The organism is Allobosea sp. 2RAB26 (assembly GCF_052115465.1).
Taxonomy (GTDB): Bacteria; Pseudomonadota; Alphaproteobacteria; order Rhizobiales; family Beijerinckiaceae; genus Allobosea.
The window spans coordinates 148,089-164,590 of record NZ_JBFRGS010000017.1 but is presented as its reverse complement, the minus strand read 5'-3'; the positions used below and the strand labels follow the sequence as shown (position 1 = coordinate 164,590).

At 61.8% G+C, this 16,502-nt stretch carries 17 protein-coding genes; 5 read left to right on the top strand and 12 right to left on the bottom strand.

Annotated features, from left to right (window positions below; genetic code table 11):
* Window positions 1–116: 116 nt before the first annotated feature.
* The 4 genes from AB4118_RS27205 to tnpA form a co-directional block, all read right to left on the bottom strand.
* Window positions 117–305, bottom strand: coding sequence for an SDR family NAD(P)-dependent oxidoreductase (locus tag AB4118_RS27205; protein WP_441492662.1), 189 nt, complete (start codon window positions 303–305; stop codon window positions 117–119).
* A 347-nt stretch (window positions 306–652) separates the two neighbouring features.
* Window positions 653–2,131 (bottom strand): IS66 family transposase, encoded by a 1,479-nt coding sequence (tnpC, locus tag AB4118_RS27200; RefSeq protein WP_441492671.1) that lies wholly within the window; start codon window positions 2,129–2,131, stop codon window positions 653–655.
* A gap of 99 nt (window positions 2,132–2,230) precedes the next feature.
* Entirely contained in the window at window positions 2,231–2,587 is a 357-nt protein-coding gene (gene tnpB, locus AB4118_RS27195) for an IS66 family insertion sequence element accessory protein TnpB (protein ID WP_441492661.1), read from the bottom strand.
* A complete protein-coding gene (tnpA, locus tag AB4118_RS27190; RefSeq protein ID WP_441492660.1) occupies window positions 2,584–3,018 on the bottom strand; it encodes an IS66-like element accessory protein TnpA in 435 nt (144 codons plus the stop codon). The genes tnpB and tnpA overlap by 4 nt, the downstream gene beginning before the upstream one ends.
* A 530-nt stretch (window positions 3,019–3,548) precedes the next feature.
* Here tnpA and AB4118_RS27185 point away from each other — a divergent pair.
* A complete protein-coding gene (locus AB4118_RS27185; RefSeq protein WP_441492659.1) occupies window positions 3,549–5,465 on the top strand; it encodes a diguanylate cyclase in 1,917 nt (638 codons plus the stop codon).
* 1,174 nt (window positions 5,466–6,639) lie between these two features.
* On the opposite strand, the gene AB4118_RS27180 is transcribed toward AB4118_RS27185, so the two are convergent.
* Both AB4118_RS27180 and AB4118_RS27175 read right to left on the bottom strand, forming a co-directional pair.
* Entirely contained in the window at window positions 6,640–7,044 is a 405-nt protein-coding gene (locus AB4118_RS27180; RefSeq protein ID WP_441492658.1) for a response regulator transcription factor, read from the bottom strand.
* A complete protein-coding gene (locus AB4118_RS27175) occupies window positions 7,041–8,006 on the bottom strand; it encodes a hypothetical protein (protein WP_441492657.1) in 966 nt (321 codons plus the stop codon). The genes AB4118_RS27180 and AB4118_RS27175 overlap by 4 nt, the downstream gene beginning before the upstream one ends.
* A 1,153-nt stretch (window positions 8,007–9,159) precedes the next feature.
* Between AB4118_RS27175 and AB4118_RS27170 the strand changes: the two genes are divergently transcribed.
* On the top strand, window positions 9,160–10,074 hold the full coding sequence (locus tag AB4118_RS27170; protein ID WP_441492656.1) for a hypothetical protein: 915 nt from the start codon (window positions 9,160–9,162) through the stop codon (window positions 10,072–10,074).
* Between the two features lie 371 nt (window positions 10,075–10,445).
* Here the strand turns inward: AB4118_RS27170 and AB4118_RS27165 are convergent, their stop codons facing one another.
* The 3 genes from AB4118_RS27165 to AB4118_RS27155 all read right to left on the bottom strand — a co-directional run bounded on the left by AB4118_RS27165 (window position 10,446) and on the right by AB4118_RS27155 (window position 11,641).
* The gene (locus AB4118_RS27165) at window positions 10,446–10,640 is read right to left on the bottom strand and encodes a hypothetical protein (RefSeq protein ID WP_441492655.1); all 195 of its coding nucleotides are present in this window, start codon (window positions 10,638–10,640) and stop codon (window positions 10,446–10,448) included.
* Window positions 10,641–10,968: 328 nt separating this feature from the next.
* Window positions 10,969–11,250 carry a hypothetical protein gene (locus tag AB4118_RS27160; protein ID WP_441492654.1) on the bottom strand — a complete coding sequence of 94 codons (282 nt, stop codon included), beginning with the start codon at window positions 11,248–11,250 and terminating at the stop codon, window positions 10,969–10,971.
* 268 nt (window positions 11,251–11,518) lie between these two features.
* Window positions 11,519–11,641 carry a hypothetical protein gene (locus AB4118_RS27155; protein WP_441492653.1) on the bottom strand — a complete coding sequence of 41 codons (123 nt, stop codon included), beginning with the start codon at window positions 11,639–11,641 and terminating at the stop codon, window positions 11,519–11,521.
* Window positions 11,642–11,864: 223 nt separating this feature from the next.
* Between AB4118_RS27155 and AB4118_RS27150 the strand changes: the two genes are divergently transcribed.
* The 3 genes from AB4118_RS27150 (at window position 11,865) to AB4118_RS27140 (ending at window position 13,712) form a co-directional block, all read left to right on the top strand.
* A complete protein-coding gene (locus AB4118_RS27150) occupies window positions 11,865–12,170 on the top strand; it encodes a hypothetical protein (protein WP_441492652.1) in 306 nt (101 codons plus the stop codon).
* A gap of 215 nt (window positions 12,171–12,385) precedes the next feature.
* Window positions 12,386–13,426 carry a DNA polymerase IV gene (dinB, locus tag AB4118_RS27145; RefSeq protein ID WP_441492670.1) on the top strand — a complete coding sequence of 347 codons (1,041 nt, stop codon included), beginning with the start codon at window positions 12,386–12,388 and terminating at the stop codon, window positions 13,424–13,426.
* A 34-nt stretch (window positions 13,427–13,460) separates the two neighbouring features.
* Complete coding sequence (locus AB4118_RS27140; protein WP_441492651.1) at window positions 13,461–13,712, top strand: hypothetical protein; 252 nt, start codon at window positions 13,461–13,463, stop codon at window positions 13,710–13,712.
* Between the two features lie 237 nt (window positions 13,713–13,949).
* On the opposite strand, the gene AB4118_RS27135 is transcribed toward AB4118_RS27140, so the two are convergent.
* The 3 genes from AB4118_RS27135 to AB4118_RS27125 form a co-directional block, all read right to left on the bottom strand.
* Window positions 13,950–14,339: a hypothetical protein gene (locus AB4118_RS27135; protein WP_441492650.1), complete on the bottom strand. Its 390-nt coding sequence runs from the start codon at window positions 14,337–14,339 to the stop codon at window positions 13,950–13,952.
* Entirely contained in the window at window positions 14,336–14,659 is a 324-nt protein-coding gene (locus AB4118_RS27130) for a calcium-binding protein (RefSeq protein ID WP_441492669.1), read from the bottom strand. The genes AB4118_RS27135 and AB4118_RS27130 overlap by 4 nt, the downstream gene beginning before the upstream one ends.
* 805 nt (window positions 14,660–15,464) lie before the next feature.
* Window positions 15,465–16,379, bottom strand: a complete 915-nt coding sequence (locus AB4118_RS27125; RefSeq protein ID WP_441492649.1) for a LysR family transcriptional regulator — start codon at window positions 16,377–16,379, stop codon at window positions 15,465–15,467.
* Window positions 16,380–16,502 lie beyond the last annotated feature (123 nt).

The window sequence follows — 16,502 nt, the reverse complement described above, 5'->3', positions numbered from 1 at the left end:
GAGAGACATCGATTCCAGCATAATGCTCCACGGCTGTTCCTCTCATGATGCTTGAGGCCGATCGCTCGGACCTCGTTTTCAACACCATCATTCTGAGGGACAGCCACCCAAAATGGCTATTCGAAGCGCCGGCCCATTACGGCATCTAGGGTAGTTGCCTGTGGATCAGACAAATCCGCACGAATGTCGGATTCATCCCGATCGATCCCGACCACCTCGTACCCGTCTTGCCGGCAGCGATAGGCGATCGCGCGCCCTATTCCGGCTGCTGAACCCGTGATGAGAACGCGTTGCTGGCTCGTCATGATTTGACCGGGGGACTATTGGAGTGATGGAAAGGCCCACAACCCGGAGCCGAAACGCGAGCCTTACTCAATAAGAGGCCGCAGGGCTATTACACTTACTATCAACTTAGGCAATCAAGCGCTTCACTGCCGGCCGCTTTGTGGCGGTTCCAGCTATGTTGAAGCCCCGGCGTGCATTTCACGGCCGGGCCGGAGGCGTCGCGAGCGGGCCTCGTCGAACATCTCGTCGCGTTGGGTGACGCGGTCACGAAGGGGCAGCGTGTCGCGCTGCTGCATCCGACTGCAGGAGCACGCAGTGGGTCCGACGTGATCCTCAGTCCGATGCCCGGCTATGGTAACCGCTGTTGTCAGGCCACGGCCCTGAGCGGCTGAGGCGCGTAGGCCCAGGGCACCAGGTCATCGATCTGACTCTGGGGATGGCCGGCGACGATGCGGGCGATGACGTCGCCGAGATAGGCTTGTGGGTCGACGGCGTTGAGTTTGCAGGTCTCCACGAGCGAGGCGATGACGGCCCAGTGCTCACCGCCGCCGTCGGATCCGGCAAAGAGCGCATTCTTGCGATTGAGCGCGATTGGTCGGATGGCGCGCTCGACCACGTTGGAGTCGATTTCGACACCGCCGTCGTCGAGGAAGCGGGAGAGGCCCTGCCAACGCGAGAGGGCATAGCGGATGGCTTCGGCGAGTTTGCTCTTCTGGCTGACGAGGCCGAGCTTCTCTCTGAGCCACGGCTCCAGCGCCGCGACGATGAGACGGCTCCTGGCCTGCCGGGCGGCCCGACGTTCCTCGGCCGAGCGGCCGCGGATTTCGCCCTCGACCTGGTAGAGCGTCGCGATGCGCGCGAGGGCTTCCGTGGCGATCGGCGCCGGGCCTGATTGGGCGAGCTCGTAGAACTTGCGCCGGACGTGGCTCCAGCAGAACGCCAGACTCACGGCGTTGCGTTCGGCCAGGACCTTGTAGCCTGCGTAGCCGTCGACCTGCAGCGTGCCCACGAAGCCTTGAAGATGCCGGATCGCCTGCTCGGCCTTGCGATCCGGCGCGTAGAGATAGGCAACCCCAGGCGGATCCGATCCGCCCCAGGGCCTGTCGTCGCGGGCATAGGCGAAGAGCTGGCCGGTCTTGGTGCGGCCACGGCCCGGATCGAGCACCGGCGCCGTGGTCTCATCGGCGAAGAGCTTGTCCGATGCCTTCAGGCGCTCGAACAGCCGCGCATGCACGGGCCGCAGAAGGAAGGCGACCTTGCCGACCCAGTCGGCCAGGGTGGATCGGTCCAGGTTCACGCCCTGCCGAGCATAGATCTGGGCCTGACGGTAGAGCGGAAGGTGATCGGCGTATTTCGAGACAAGGATATGGGCGACCATGGCCTCCGTCGGGATGCCACCCTCGACGAGCCGAGCCGGCGCAGGCGCCTGCACCACAACCTCTTCGCAGGCCCGACAGGCGTATTTCGGCCGACGCGTCACGATCACGCGGAACTGGGCAGGCACGACGTCGAGGCGTTCGGACACATCTTCGCCGATGGCATGCAGCGCGCCCCGGCAGCAGGGGCAGGTCTTGTCCTGGATGTCGACGACCTGCTCGAGGCGCGGCAGGTGTGCCGGCAACGATCCACGGTTGGTGCGCCGCTTCCTGGCCCGCTCGGCGCGCTTCTCTAGATCGGCAGCTTCCTCGCTGGCAAAGCCCTCGGCCTCGATCTGCTCAGCTTCCTCGAGCCCCAGCAACAACTGATCGATCGGCAGGCTCTCGGCCCGGCGACCGAAGCGATGGCGCTGCAGCTCCTTGATGATCTGGCGCAGCCGCTCGTTCTCGGCACGCTCCGCCGCGAGCATCGCCCGAAGCGCGATCGGATCGTTGGTCTGAGGTTCGGCCGCGTCGTTCACAAAAGCGAATCAAGCATAGATTCCAGGAGCTTGCCAGCACGAAGCGGATCAGCTCGCCGCGATCGGAACCTGCGTTTCGCGTCGCTCGTGCACGCGGCGCCAGTCCAGACCTTCCAGCAACGCCTGAAGCTGCGCCGCGCTCAGCCGCACGACGCCGTCAGCGATGGCGGGCCACTGGAACTTGCCGTCTTCCAGCCTCTTGGAGAAGAGGCAGACACCGGTCCCATCGAAGTAAACCAGCTTGATCCGGTCGGCGCGTCGCGCCCGGAACACATAAACAGCGCCGGAGAACGGGTCGGCGCCCATGCTCTCTCGAACCAACGCCGCCAATCCCTCCGCGCCCTTGCGGAAGTCGACCGGCTTCGTCGCCACCATCACGCGGACCGCGCCGGTCGGACCGATCACGAGCCGGCCTTCAACGCGCCGAGCACCGCCGCGATCGTGGCTGGCGAGGCCCCGTTCTCGATCGTTACCTTCACGCCGGCGACGTCGATCTCGATCGCCGCCGCGCGGCGATGTCGAATGCCCCGCTTTCGGCGCAGCGATGCAGCCGGCGGCTCCGCGGCGAGAACCGGTTCGGGAGCGACGACAGCCGGCACGAAGGCCGGCACCGCCTCCGCGGCCTTGCGCGCCTCGCGGCGCCAGGTGAACAACTGCTGCGGCGTCAGGCCATGCCGGCGCGCGACCTCGGAGACGACCGCTCCGGGAACCAGCGTCTCTTCAAGAATCTGCGCCCGGTCATCGGCACTCCACCGCCGTCGGCCTATCGCCCCGGTGATCACCTCGAAGCGGCGCACCTCGCCCTCAGCCTCAAGTCTATGGTCAAGCCTAGACACAAAACGATCCTCCAAATCAGGATCGTCAGACTGCGCCCTCAACGCGCTACGATGAAGGTGTGGTCGGAACAGCGGTTACCGGCTATGCGCTGCGCCAGACGGAGCACGCCTTCGCGACACCCAATCAGTTGATCGGCAAGGTCCGCACGCCGATACAGAGATAAATTCGTGAATTATGGATTGGATGAGGCTCCGCCACGCCTCATGGTCTTAATGACATAATGCGTTCCCGGGGCTTTCAGCTCTCGCCAATTGCGTTAGCTGCCGGCCGAGCGAACGTTCCGCGTCCTCGCCGCTTCGGGCTCGAAGGCGTCAGTGAGACCGGTCCTGAGCGGCGGTAACTCATTGCACGTGTTGGCCTTGCCTTGATCGTTCTGCGGCTGCTGGGGTTGAAACAAGTGCGATGGCGATCGTTGAAAGCGTGAGCTGGGGTTCATTATGTCGATGATGTACACTTAGACTACAGCCGAGCGCGTCGCCGATGCTTCATCGCGAGCGAGCGGGTGCCAACTAAGAGGAGGCCCGTCACAATGAGGGCCGGCGTCGACACGCAAATTGCGAACCGTTCTCGCCTTCCGTTCTGGGCCGGCGTGTTCGTGACAATTGCCTGTCTTGCTATTCTCATCCTTAGCGGCTGGCGAGAATGGTCAGCGCGCGAAGCGGTGCTGGAGAATGCCGAGATAGACATGGCCAATCTCGCCCGCTCGCTTACGCAGCACGCCGAAGATTCGGTGGAGCTCGCCGACGCGACGCTCCTTGGGCTTGCCAATCGCCTGGAATCAACTGGCATTGAGTCCGAGGCCCTAGCGGGCCTTCAGAGCTTCCTAAACGATCGTCGAACCACACTAGGCCGTATCCGCGGCCTCTTTGTTTATGACGAGATCGGCGAGTGGGTCGCGACGACGGAAAGCGTAAACCTCGCCGGGCTGAACAATAGTGACCGCGCCTATTTTCAACATCATCGCGATATCGACGACCGCCAAACTTTCTTAGGCCCCCCTTTGCAAAGCCGATCGGGCGGTCAATGGATCATCACGATATCGCGCCGCTTCAATCACAGGGATGGCAGGTTTGCCGGCGTGGTTGCTGCGACAATCGACGTCGCCTATTTCGCAGAATTTTATAGGAGATTTGATATTGGGCCACGCGGCACCGTCACGTTGCTCAACAAGGACGGAATTCTGCTTGCCCGAAGCGTCGGTGACGGCAGTTTTGTAGGCAGGGATCTGTCGACGACCCGTCTTATTCGCGAACAGATCCCTCGCGCTTCATCGGGAACATACTACTTCCGCTCACCCTTGGACGGATTGCAGCGGTTGAGCTTCTACAAAGTGAGTGATCGCTTCCCGTTCGTCTTGCTCGCGACACAAGCGGAGCACGACGTGCTTGCGCGCTGGCGCCAGGGTGTGATCACACGGGTAGCCTTCGTCGTTGGGCTCGCCCTGTTCATTGCTCTTGTCGGTATCCATCTCGTCCGGCAGCTCGTCGCACGTCAGCGTCTTGCCGCTGCAATCGCGGCAAAGGAGGCTGACTTTCGGCTCCTGGCTGAAGAGTCCAGCGACCTGGTGACACGTATCGATTTCGACGAACGCATTCTTTATGCGTCTCCAGCCTCAGCGCGCGTTTTGGGTTGGGCCCCCGCGCAACTTGTCGGAACCTCGGCTTTGGCGGGCGTCAATCACGAGGACCGACCACGAGTCGAGCAAACGATTGAAGCGCTGAAGCGAGGTGAGATGGACGAAGCGCGAATGCTCTATCGCATTCGCCATCGCGAGAAGTCCGAGATCTGGGTCGAGACGACAATGCGCGCAACCAGGAATTCGGACACTGGTCTTATCAATGGTTTCGTTGCTCTCTCCCGCGATATGACGCAACACAAAGACCTTGAGGCGAAGCTCGCCGTTCTGGCCGCTTCCGACGGGCTCACAGGCCTTGGCAACCGTCGCTGCTTCGACGAACGTCTAGAGCAGGAATGGGCGAGAGCGCGCAGGGAAGGCACTCCTATTTCCCTGCTGATGATCGATATCGACCACTTCAAGATGTTCAACGACCAGTTCGGACATCAAGCGGGAGATAGCTGCCTGCGGACGATCGCTAGCGTACTGGCTAACCAGGCTCTGAGGTCGGCCGATCTTGCCGCCCGTTATGGCGGAGAAGAGTTCGCTCTTCTTCTACCGAATACGGATTCCGACGGGTGCGAGCAGGTCGGGACCAGGGTTCTAGAGGCGCTCCACGAAATCCAGATTGAAGACGGTAGTGTCGCCGCATGGCGCACAACGGCAAGTATTGGCGGCGCTACGATCTGGCCCAATGCCGCGACCGCGACCAACCATGCTTCATTGGTGGAAGCAGCCGATCGAGCACTATACGCGGCTAAGAATGGCGGTCGCGATCGCCTGATGATGGCAGGAAAAGTGATCCGCTGGCCCGGGGCCAAAACTGCATAACGCATTTTGAAGCACCGGTTGTCGGACGCCAGCGATTAAGCGCGCTCCGCCGAGCCCATGCCTATGGCCAGCCGCGCCGCTCCGTCTTGGCCGACACCGTTCGGTGAGACTACTGCGACCTATACTAAGGAGGGGGCGCGATCCGAGACGTTTGCCGCTATTCCAAGATGTGAACAGCGAGCAGCATTATGTTCTCCGCTTTTAGCGGATCCGAAATGGTGGGATTGCTCCTCGGAGCGGCTCCATCACAGGTTTTCTTCGTCGGCTTTCTTTGGCGATTCTAACTGCGCATTCCATCGCGCAGACCCGCGGAGGCACAACGCAGGGGAGCCTGGCATGCGTCAAGAACGACCAGACCGCAGGCGAAACCGGGCCCCAGCCTACCCAAGTCGCCGCTCCGTAATGTTGAGTTCGGAGGCGGACTATATTCGCGCCTGTGCCCGAGCTTGCGACCTCCATGCTGCTGCTCGTCATCCGATGGCTGAGGTCGAACTCGAGAATTTGGCTCTCGCCATTCTGACATGGGAAGCCAGAGGTGGCGGGCCAAACGGAACCTGAGAGCGGCCCGCCCGGCCGACCGACCGACGCACATCGCCCGACCACGCCTAGCCGACAAACGCCAGCGCCACTTCGTGAAGCGAGGGCGGTCACGGATCCTGTCCGAACTCAGCCGCGTTGGCTGCGCGGCCGCATCCTCTATCTCGCCGTACCCCCCCCACAGCCAATATTCGGCATGGGTAGGCAAGACCACCCGAGGCCACCTAAGAAACTGAATTGAACAGGCTTTTTGATGCCTCCGAAAAATTCGGTGACGGGCGGAAGGCATCGTTCGGCAACTCCCAGCACTGCCCTCACTGGATCTTGTGCCCGCCGGGACATTGCCCATTATCAGACGTTGCGAAAGTCGCAGGTGGGTGGTTTCCGAACCGTCGCGTGCGCCGCCGCTGGTCCGGTTAACGCGCGAAGAGCAGAAGTCGGTTCGGAGGCGTCGGAGCGGCCGCCCGAGGCGGCACCGGCCCTGGAGGGCGCGACCGCCAAATGACGGCAGGTACGACGCAGCACCGGCTTGGCAAAGGAAGGTGGCGGTCCACGCCTGACGCGAACGCACGACAGCAGCCCACGCTCAGCGTTGATAGTCCCCGAACAGATTGCCGGTCGGCAAAGCGCCGATCGATCAAACCCCTTTCCTCCTTAAAAGATCCGCAAAGTCCGCTCTTGAATGCTTCGGATCACTGGCAAGCTGAAAGGCCCACCACCCCTTCGGGTGGCGGATGCTCCCGGCATTTTGCTCCATGAGAAGAGCGCAACACTGACGTTGCAGGGCGTGCTCATCGGTTTCGGGCACTCGGTTGGCCGTTGGGTTCAGGTTCTGCGCCGCGAGGACCACCTCCAGACGATTGCGAACGTTCAGCTTGGCCATCAGGGTGGTCATGTAGCCCTTGATGGTTTTGGCGCGGAGCGAAAGCTCGAGGGCGATCTCGCTGTTCGTTCTCCCACGCAGCAGCAGTTTGACGATTTGCTCCTCGCGGACGCTGAGCCTGTTCCTGAGCGACCCCGGCTGATTGGAGGTGCCACTCACCGCGGATTGCTCGCGACAGCTCCCGACGAGGCGGTCGACTGCGGCGGGAAACGCGGCTGGAGTCGCTCTGCCCCATTCACCGGGAATGGGAAGCCAAGCACCGTGGAGCGGCCGCGAACCCGGTTCTGCGCCTGGCAGTTCTGCACGCAGTCCGTGGCTGGCGGAGCGACCTCGACGGCATCCTCACCCATCACTTGGCCCATGCGGCCACCGCTCGCCACGTCCCAGCGCGAGACGCCCCCGCAATGGCGCACCGTCGCGAACGGGGGATCGGCGAAGCGGGTGGCGATCCGGTTCTCGCAGTCCGGCTCCGCCCTGCGCGTAGCGACCTGCGGGCTGTCCCTCCCGACGAACTTGCGGGAGAAGTCATTGCCGAAGTTGACGCGTGCCGAGACGGTGACGGTGGTGTCCTTGTAGGGAACCTCTTCGCCTTCCCGGTTTCGGAAGTTGCGGTTGTCGAAATAGAACACCTTCAGTTGAGGGTTGGGTCCTTCCGCCAGGATATGGGTGAACAGCGTCGGTGTTCCGTCCTGGCGCTCCACCTCCATCTGGAAGATGCCGCCATTGGCGCAGTCCTTGGCCTGGATCTTCATGCTGAGGTTGCTGCCTGTTCGCCCGATCTCGATCTCAGTCTCCTTGATCGCAACGGCGAGCGAACTGGTCAGCGACAGCCCGCGATGGTCGGGGAGCTTGCTGGCGAAGACCGGCGTCGGCACTCCTCCCGTGATGTCGAGCGGGTTTGGCGCGCCGGTCAGCGTGAAGTTGCGGATGCCCAGGGTCGCCGAGTCGACGTCGAACTGGGCATATTTGCCCTGCACACGAAAACTCGTTCCAAGGGCGCTGGCGGGGATCGTGGCGTTCTGGCTGCGTCCCAGCACAGTGAAGCCACTGCCCTCGCATCCTGCTGAAGATGCAGCATCGGCCCCGCCTGCCGTCATGCTCAATTGTAGCACAGCAAGCATCGCCAGTCCGAGACAGCCACCGGCGCGGCTGATCTCGCCAGAACAATCAGCGGCTCTGTTCATCGCTCCGGAAACAGAAAGGCGCAGCGAATGACGTCGAGTAAGCACGATGACCCTCCCTGAGAGTTTGACCAATAGCTGGATATCCGACGCCATTGCGCGCGAAGCTGACAAGACCTGTCAGGCTAATGTCAGATTGGCGCTTGTAAGATCGACGCTTGTCCTGCGTGGCCAGCATGGATCATCGCTCCCTATCTTCGGCGGAAACTGAGATCCGACGATGAGGTGAAGCGCGTATTGTGCCGAACGCCTTCGATCAGAGGCGATTAGGGTGTTGAGTAGCAACGAGGAAGCAGGTGACGCGATGGTTCAGGATGATGGAGCGGCCATAAGGCCGTGGCTGCACCAAGTACTGGTCACTCTGAGCGTGACGATTTCCTCGGCAGGTTGGAGGCAATGGACGCTTGGCTCGAGCGTTGGAAAATCACGTATCACGCGGTGTCGGTGCCTCGAGACAATGGCGCCATACGTATCTGCTTTCGGGACGACAGTGTCGCCAACGCCTTTTCTGCGTACCTTGGAGGGCAACTCGTGTCGCCTGACGCCGTCGCGCTCACGGCCGATCCGATCACCGAAACAAAGTCACCTGGCGCACTCGTGACATCCTGAACGGGAGACAGGTCGCTTCGCCCGAGCCTTTCCGATCAATGGCACAGCGTGCGGAGCAGCCAAGCGCATTAATCTGGCCCAATTGGCGCGGCTGCGGGAGGCTCGGGCTTAAGGGCTTCGACACTCGCCAAGGCCGAACTCCAAGTTCTGCTCCAGAGGGAGGTCCTTAAAGTATAACATTTGTTGCGATCGCACATTTTTGCCGCAAATCGAGGCTACTGAGCGGTTGCCCGGCAGGGTTTTGCAAGATCAATTTGCAAACTCTGTGCCTGCGCTTAAGCCTATCATCGATGCCCATGTCTTCCTCTTGGTCGCAAGTCCAAGATCACTCTCTCTATGGCCGATTGGCGCCCGCCGTGAAGGGGGGTGAGGCGAATTATATTGCCAATCGTCATAAGAAAAAAGAAAGGGCGGAATGATTTCATTCCTTCATCTTAAGGGTCGCAGCATCAGCGCTTGTGCGCTGCTCCTCCTGGCCGCCTGCTTGGCTGTCACATTCAGCTTTACCCAGACACCGGCCGAAACCCGGTCTCGCTCCGGAGCCGCCTCGTCGCCTCCGGCAGCCACATCCCAGTCGGCACGCGATTGGGCGCCCTATGATGTTCCTGGAGATGCCACGCCCTGGCGCGACGGCGGTCTTCGTCTCGCGGTCGATCGAACTTCTTCAGAGGTGGCCAATGCCGGTTCGAGCATTTCCGTCGACGCGGTGACGGCGTCCGTGGACAGTGTGACGGCGCCGGCCGTCAAGTTCATGAGCTCGGCGCTGCGGCCGATCACTTTCAGCCTGCTGATCGCCAAACCTGGGGAGTTGCTGAAATCGGCCATCAAGGTGATGCATCTGCTCGGTATCATTCTGGGGCTGGGCGCCGCGACGGTCCTCGATCTCGTGATCGTCAAGTTCCTCATCTCCGGAAAGATCAAGGCCGACCAGATTGCGATGGTCAAATTCATGACCGGTATCGTATCGGCTGGCCTTGCAGTGCTCTGGATTTCCGGAATTCTGTACCTGACGCACTACGCGGTGTTTGACCCGGTCAAGCTATGGAACGAGAAGGTCTGGGCCAAGATCGCGATCGTCGGTGTCCTCACGATCAACGGCTACTTCATCCACCATACGGTGCTGCCGCTGATGGAAAAGCAGGTTGGGCGGTCGCTCTTCGCCGGTCTGACTCGCAAGCAGATTGCGATGATGATGATGTTCGGGACGGTCTCGGCGACATCCTGGTATGTGCCGCTGGTCCTGGGCGCCATGCCGCATTTCAACTTCATCGTGCCCGCTCCGCGCCTGCTCGTGGCCTATGCGCTGATCTTGCTCATCGCCATCGCGGCGACCCACGGCCTGGTTGATACGATCCGGCGTCGTGGCGGCCTGGAGCCCCGGCTGCACTCTGCAATCTGACGCGCCCCTGACGACCTGCGCACCCGGTCGGTGCGCAGGCCAAAATCGAAAGGCAGTTGCCTGCTTGCGAACGGCCGAGGCAACCGCCCCTGAAGAGGCAGTTCGGATGCTTGGCGAACTGATGCGGAACGGCCCCCCGACGCAGCCGTGAAAGCCGTGACGGCTAGCGCCTAAAGCATCGGCACTAAAAGTGGATTGCGGTTTTCTGGAAAAGAGATGCAAACATAAAAGGTTAGATCATCGGACCGGATCTGATTCCTGTCCGATGATCTAGCTAAGCTGGCGGTGAGGCATCCTCCGTCAGGCCTGGAGAGCCGGTCACCACCTTCTGCTCGTACCAGGTCGTCAGCGCGGCGACCGGCAGCGTTCAATCAGTCCAGTCGTGTGATCAGCACCGCAGTGTGATCGATCTCGAAGGTGCGTTCGTCGACATGGTTCACGAGGGCGCCCGTATCGAGTGTGTAGGAGAGTCTGCGGAGGCCGGGAGAAAGGCGCCAGACAATGACGGTGTGAAGGGTCCCGTCATCGTCCTCGCACGGCAGTCGCGACAGTTCGGTTGGCATCATCGCAGTCGACCGGACCCGCGGCGCCGGCGACCTGCGATCCGATGACCGGCTCGGTCTCCATCTCGGATGATAGGGTCTCGGCAACGAACCCATTGTGACACCGCAATGATGTTGAATGGCTTCAGCCGAACCCGATGCCTGCGTGTTCCGCAGCTTCGGAACGGTTCGCTTCGTCTCAGTTCTGACCGCTTGGCGGAGTAGCCGTTGTGCGCGCGTCGTGTTTTCGGTCTGGCTCTGGCTCCGGGGCGCTGAAGGGCCCCGTCGGTTGGCGGGCGGATGACCTCCGACAGACGCACCCATTCAACGACCCGCTGCTTTGGGAGGGCAGTCAAAAGCTCTCGCGATCGAACTTCGGGCGGGCTGCGATGCATTTGCACTGCCGCCCGAAAAACCCCAAACGGCGATCCGAGATTTGTGTGACGACGACGATCATCTCGACGCCGTCTTCGCATTCAAGATTGAATGTTGCCGCAAAAATTCCGGGATCCGTTTCAGTTGGTTCGCTAAACAGATGCCCCGCGCGCCCAGAATGACTGGTTTCCACGTACTCATAGGTCACCGCTCGGCGCGAGCCGCTTTGGGCGACAAGAACACCCTTCCCGGTGAACATCTGTTCCTCGCGTCGCGCGCTGCCTGATTGAGCACCCGCCGCCGGTTATCGCCGCCACGATACCTGGTCATTGGTTCCCTAGTTTAGCGCGCGTTTGGGGAAAAACTCAATCAATCAGCGCGGGTCAGGTATGGTGGCCGAACCACTCATCAAGCGCGCCAGTGCTGACGTGGGTGGACCGAAACCCGCCCCTCGTTAGTGCTGGACGCAGGATCAACTCGACTTGCAAAACGACCAAAAAAATCCGCTACTAGATCAGGCCCTTATTCTACGAGCCCGGCACGCGATAGCCGCGATCGGGCCAGAAGGCGCGGGGCCGGTCTTCCACGAGGCCACGAAACAGCGCTGTGGCAGCATGGGTATGCGTGTTGTTGAAGTATAGCGCGAACAATCAAATGGCATCGCGCGAACGATCAAATGGCAACAGTTTGATTTCTGCGCGCCCCTGTCATCGCGAATTTAAGCGACAACCGTTCGAGCCCCATTGATCGCCTCGGTCTCTCAAACCGGCGAGGTCGACAGTGCTGTGACCTCGCCGGCGGAGTTCACGTCAGAGTTCGCCGGGGCCGTCATCGGCGTGCATCCGGCCCACGACCTCAGCGTCCGCGCTGCCTGTGGCCGAACACAGCATCGTTACGGCCGGGGCCGCGATGCTCGGCAACATTCTCGATAGGCTCGACCTCGACTTCGACCTCACGGACGTGCGCCCTCGCCTGCGCACGGTTCTAGCGCTTGTGGTCGGGCTCGGCATCCTGGACGCCACAGGCGGACGGATCACGGCTGTCCTCGCCGCGGAAGGCGGAGTGGCGGAAGCGGCGGAGGCTCGGGCAGCGATTCGGGAAGCGGGAGCAGTTCCGGCATTGGCCGCTCTGGCAGCGAGGCGTTGTCACGGGAAACTCGACGAGCCGGATTCGGCCTGACCGGCGAATGGGACGATGTGCGGCACCTGCAGCAGCCGCTTCCCTGCGACATGCTTGTGATCGTCGAACCGCTAGCGAAGCCTGACGACAAGCTGCTGTAGGCTGCATGGGAAGCGGCGGGTCGAGTGATGAAGACGACGGATCAGGAAATATCGCGTGCTGAGGTCGCCGGGCTGCCGAAAGGCGCCTCCGGGCGCAAGATCATCCATGTCGACATGGATGCGTTCTATGCCAGCGTCGAACAGCGCGATAACCCGGAGCTGAGAGGCAAGCCGGTTGCGGTCGGCGGCTCGGCCGCCCGCGGTGTGGTCGCCGCTGCGAGCTACGAAGCTCGGGCCTTCGGCGTCAGGTCCGCCCTGCCCTCCATCACGGCGAAACGACGCTGCCCGGAGCTGATCTTCGTGCCGCCGCGCTTCGACGTCTATCGTGCCGTCTCCGCGCAGATCCGGGAGATCTTCGCGGAGCACACCGACCTGATCGAGCCCTTGTCCTTGGACGAAGCCTATCTCGACGTCACCGACAACAAGCAGGCCATCCCGACCGCGACCGAGATCGCCACGCGGATCCGCGCGCGCATTAAGGAGGTGACGGGCCTCAATGCTTCGGCCGGCATCTCCTACTGCAAATTTCTGGCCAAAATGGCGAGCGATCTGAACAAGCCCAACGGCCAGGCCATCATCACGCCACGCATGGGACCGCCATTCGTCGAGGCGCTCGCGGTCAAGAAATTCCACGGTGTCGGACCGGCCACCGCAGCCAAGATGGAGCGGCTCGACATTTTGACCGGCGCCGACCTCAGGGCGAAGCCACTCGCCTTCCTGCAGGAGCATTTCGGGAAGTCCGGCGCCTGGTATTACAGGATCTCGCGCGGGATCGATGAGCGCCCGGTCCAGCCCGACCGGCAGCGGAAATCGGTCGGCGCCGAGGATACCTTCGCGGTCGATATCTTCGACCTCGAGGCGGCGCACTCCGAGGTCACACCGTTGGTCGCAAAGGTCTGGCGCCATTGCGAAGCGAAGGGGCTGCACGGGCGAACCGTGACCTTGAAGGTGAAGTACGCCGATTTTCAGCAGATCACGCGCAGCCGCACAGTCGGCCTGCCGCCGGGATCAGCATCGGAGGTGGAGAGCATCGCGTGCGGCCTCCTCGATCCACTATTCCCGACCCAAAAAGGCATCCGGTTGATAGGCGTCACGTTGTCGTCCTTTGAAGGCGAACAGTACGAGGACCCGGACCAGCTCAGTCTCATGATCTAGACGGCATGTCGTCCCTCTGAACCGGATCAGTCACATGGCCTTCAAGACAGTCGAGAGTATTTTGCAGCCTGACCCGCGCTTTGCCGATCTCTGTGTTGTCCAGAACGGTGTAACCCGCCGGATGACCCTCGCGGACCATCATGACGTATTGGCTGCCTTCGGCCTCAAAGGGACCGCACCGGCTGATGTGGTGGCGGGTTTCGATCGCGCGCGAAACACCATCATCTACGCCTTTTTCGACTATGACGCGAAGCGCAGGCGTTTGGTGCGTTCGAGCTGGCGCTAAAGCATCGGCTCGATGGCCGCGGCGACGCTTCTCATGGTACGCTGCGCAATCTCGTCGACAGGGCGAGGAAGGCTGCCATCCTACCAGCGCCCATTTCTGGCTCGGTAGTGATGTCCGACCCAATCGAGGCTCTCATCCGGTGTCTGGGGCAAAGTTCGGCGGAGGGTGGCCCAAGTCCGGAACAGGATGGACCGCTTGGGCTCCTGTTCCGTGTGAAGTCGTTAGCCTCCGAGCCCGTTAGATAAACAGCGGATCGGTCGAGAACGGCGCGGGCGCCGGGTCGAACAGGAAATCATCCTGGTCGAGGAAAACCTCCTGCCCGGCATTCACGAAGACCGAGATATTCCCGCGCACCGAGGTGATCGTCGTTTCGAATTCCTCGTTGACGATCGACAGGTCGGAGAATTGCAGGCCGCTGCCGCGCAGGTCGAACAGGTCCGAACCATCCTGGAAGCCGGAGACCGTGTCGCCGAAGAAGCTGCCTTCCTCGCTCCAGCGCCCGGTTCCGCTGTAGACGAACAGATCCTGCGCATTGTCCAGCTCGAAACCGAACTCGTCGCGTCCGGCCTCCATCTGGTCGTCGGCCGCACCGCTGATCAGCCAATCCGAGCCGCCTTCCCCGTTCATGGATGTGCCGACCGCGCCGGCATGCAGCTCGTCGTTGCCGACCTCGCCCGCAGCGTGTTGTCGAAGTTGTTGAAGGAGGTGTCGCTGCCGAACATGACATCGTCGCCCTCGCCGCCAAACGCCGTGCCGCCGCCGTCGCTCGTCGCCAGCGTCAGTCGGTCATTGCCCGCGTCGCCAAACAGATTGTCGAAGCCGCCCGGACCGCCATCGAGGATATCGTCGCCGGCGCCGCCATGGACCTCGTCATCGCCAGCAAGCGCAGTGACTTGGTTATTGCCGCCGGCCGCGAAGATCCGGTCGTCGCCCCGCGTGCCGGTGATGACATCATCGCCATTCGTGCCCGCGATGACGAAATCGGTGCTGTATGCTCCTACCCTACCGTGGCAGGCTCAGATCACACCATTCCCGTGACAATGCCGAGCGCACGCCTTTCGTCAGAGCGTCGAGCCCTTGCGCGACTTTTCCTGCTGGACAAGTTCCTGAAGGAGTTGGTGAGCAAGGGTCTCATGTGCCACCCGCGGGTTCGTTTCGGCGGATTTGCTGCCGTAGGTTGTTGTGACGATCAGCATCTTTCGGTCAACTTTGAAGGTCCCCGAGTAGGTTCTTCCGTCGATCTTGATGTGAATCGCATGGCCTGACATGGAAACCTGATATGCCTCGTGAATGAGAGCTCGCCCACGCCTCCCCAAGAGCATACTTCCACAAGGGACAGGAGACCACACTCAACGAAGTGTGCCAAGATGTTGGGCAGGTAGCCGTTGCGGCCGAGCCATTCGATAAGGCGATCGAGCGGAGCGCTCTCGTCGCTCTTGCCGACCGCTATGCCAGGCACGTTTTCAATGAAGATCAACTCGGGGCGGAACCGCTCGAGTGGGAATCGGCGGGGCTGGCGGGCTACGATCCACGATGATGGGCACCATGTCTACGCTATAGCCCTCCAAATTGCCGCAGAGTGATTGGCCCGGTTCAGCTCGGCTTCGCGCTCAGGAATCGAATTTAACGTGCGACGCCTTTGGCCGTCTGCCGCGAAAATGTCCGACGCCATCGAACTACCTAGTAGTATGGGCCGACGATAAAGCGCCGAGTGAGCGGGACCGTTCAGGGGGGCGCCCGTAGATTAGTGACTTATGCCTGTTGACCGACTTCCCGGAGAATGCGCCGCAGCCACTGATGGCCCGGATCAGCATCGTGCCTTGAGTGCCATGTCTGCACCACCCGGAACTGGGGAATGTCGATCGGCGGCGGGAAGAGCCTGAGGGGTAGGCGGCCGGCAAGCGGCGTAAAGAGGCGGCGTGGTTCCGTCGCCACGAGATCGGAGGCGTCCACCAGCATTGGGGCCATCAGGAAGTGCCCGACGGTTACGGCCACATTTCGCTTGAGCCCTCTTTCCGCCAGCACGGCGTCGACATAGCCGCTCGGATTGCCCCTCATCGAGACCTGAATGTGTCGAAGGGCCAAATATCGGTCGAGATCGAGCGGTTCGCCGAGATTGGGGTGGTCGCCGCGGCCGGCGCAGATGAAGTCTTCTTCGTAGAGCAGTCCCTCCCGCATGTGTGTCGGCGGCTCCGGAAAGTTGCCCGCGATCAGTTCGACCGTTCCATCCTCCAGCATCGACAGGCCGACGCTCCGGCTCGTATTGCGGGCGACGAGAGACAGGCCCGGCGCCTCTTGGTCGAGGCGTGCGGTCAGGCGAGGCAGAAGCACGTAGGCGGCATAGTCCGAGAGACCGAGGACGAACTGCCGTGTGCTCGCGGTCGGGTCGAAAGCACGCCCGCCACGCAGTACGCCTTGCACCTGTTCGAGGATAGATCGCACGTTCGGCGCGATGTCTTGGGCCAGCGAAGTCGGCACCATGCCACGCGGCGAGCGGACGAAGAGTGGATCGCCGAACAAAGCACGCAGCCGGTTGAGCGCGTGGCTCACGGCCGGCTGGGTCAGCCCGATCCGTTCGGCTGCGCGCGTGGCATGACCTTCTGCAAACACGGCATCGAACACCACCAGCAGATTCAGATCGATATTGGCAAGATGAACCGCATTCATGACGATGATATTATTAATGAATTGGATTTATCGCAATCGTTCAGCGATGAATCTCTGATAGGGGCACGGGGCGGCGGCTCTATCGCGCCGCATGGCCGAAGTCATGCCCCCCGAAACCCTCTT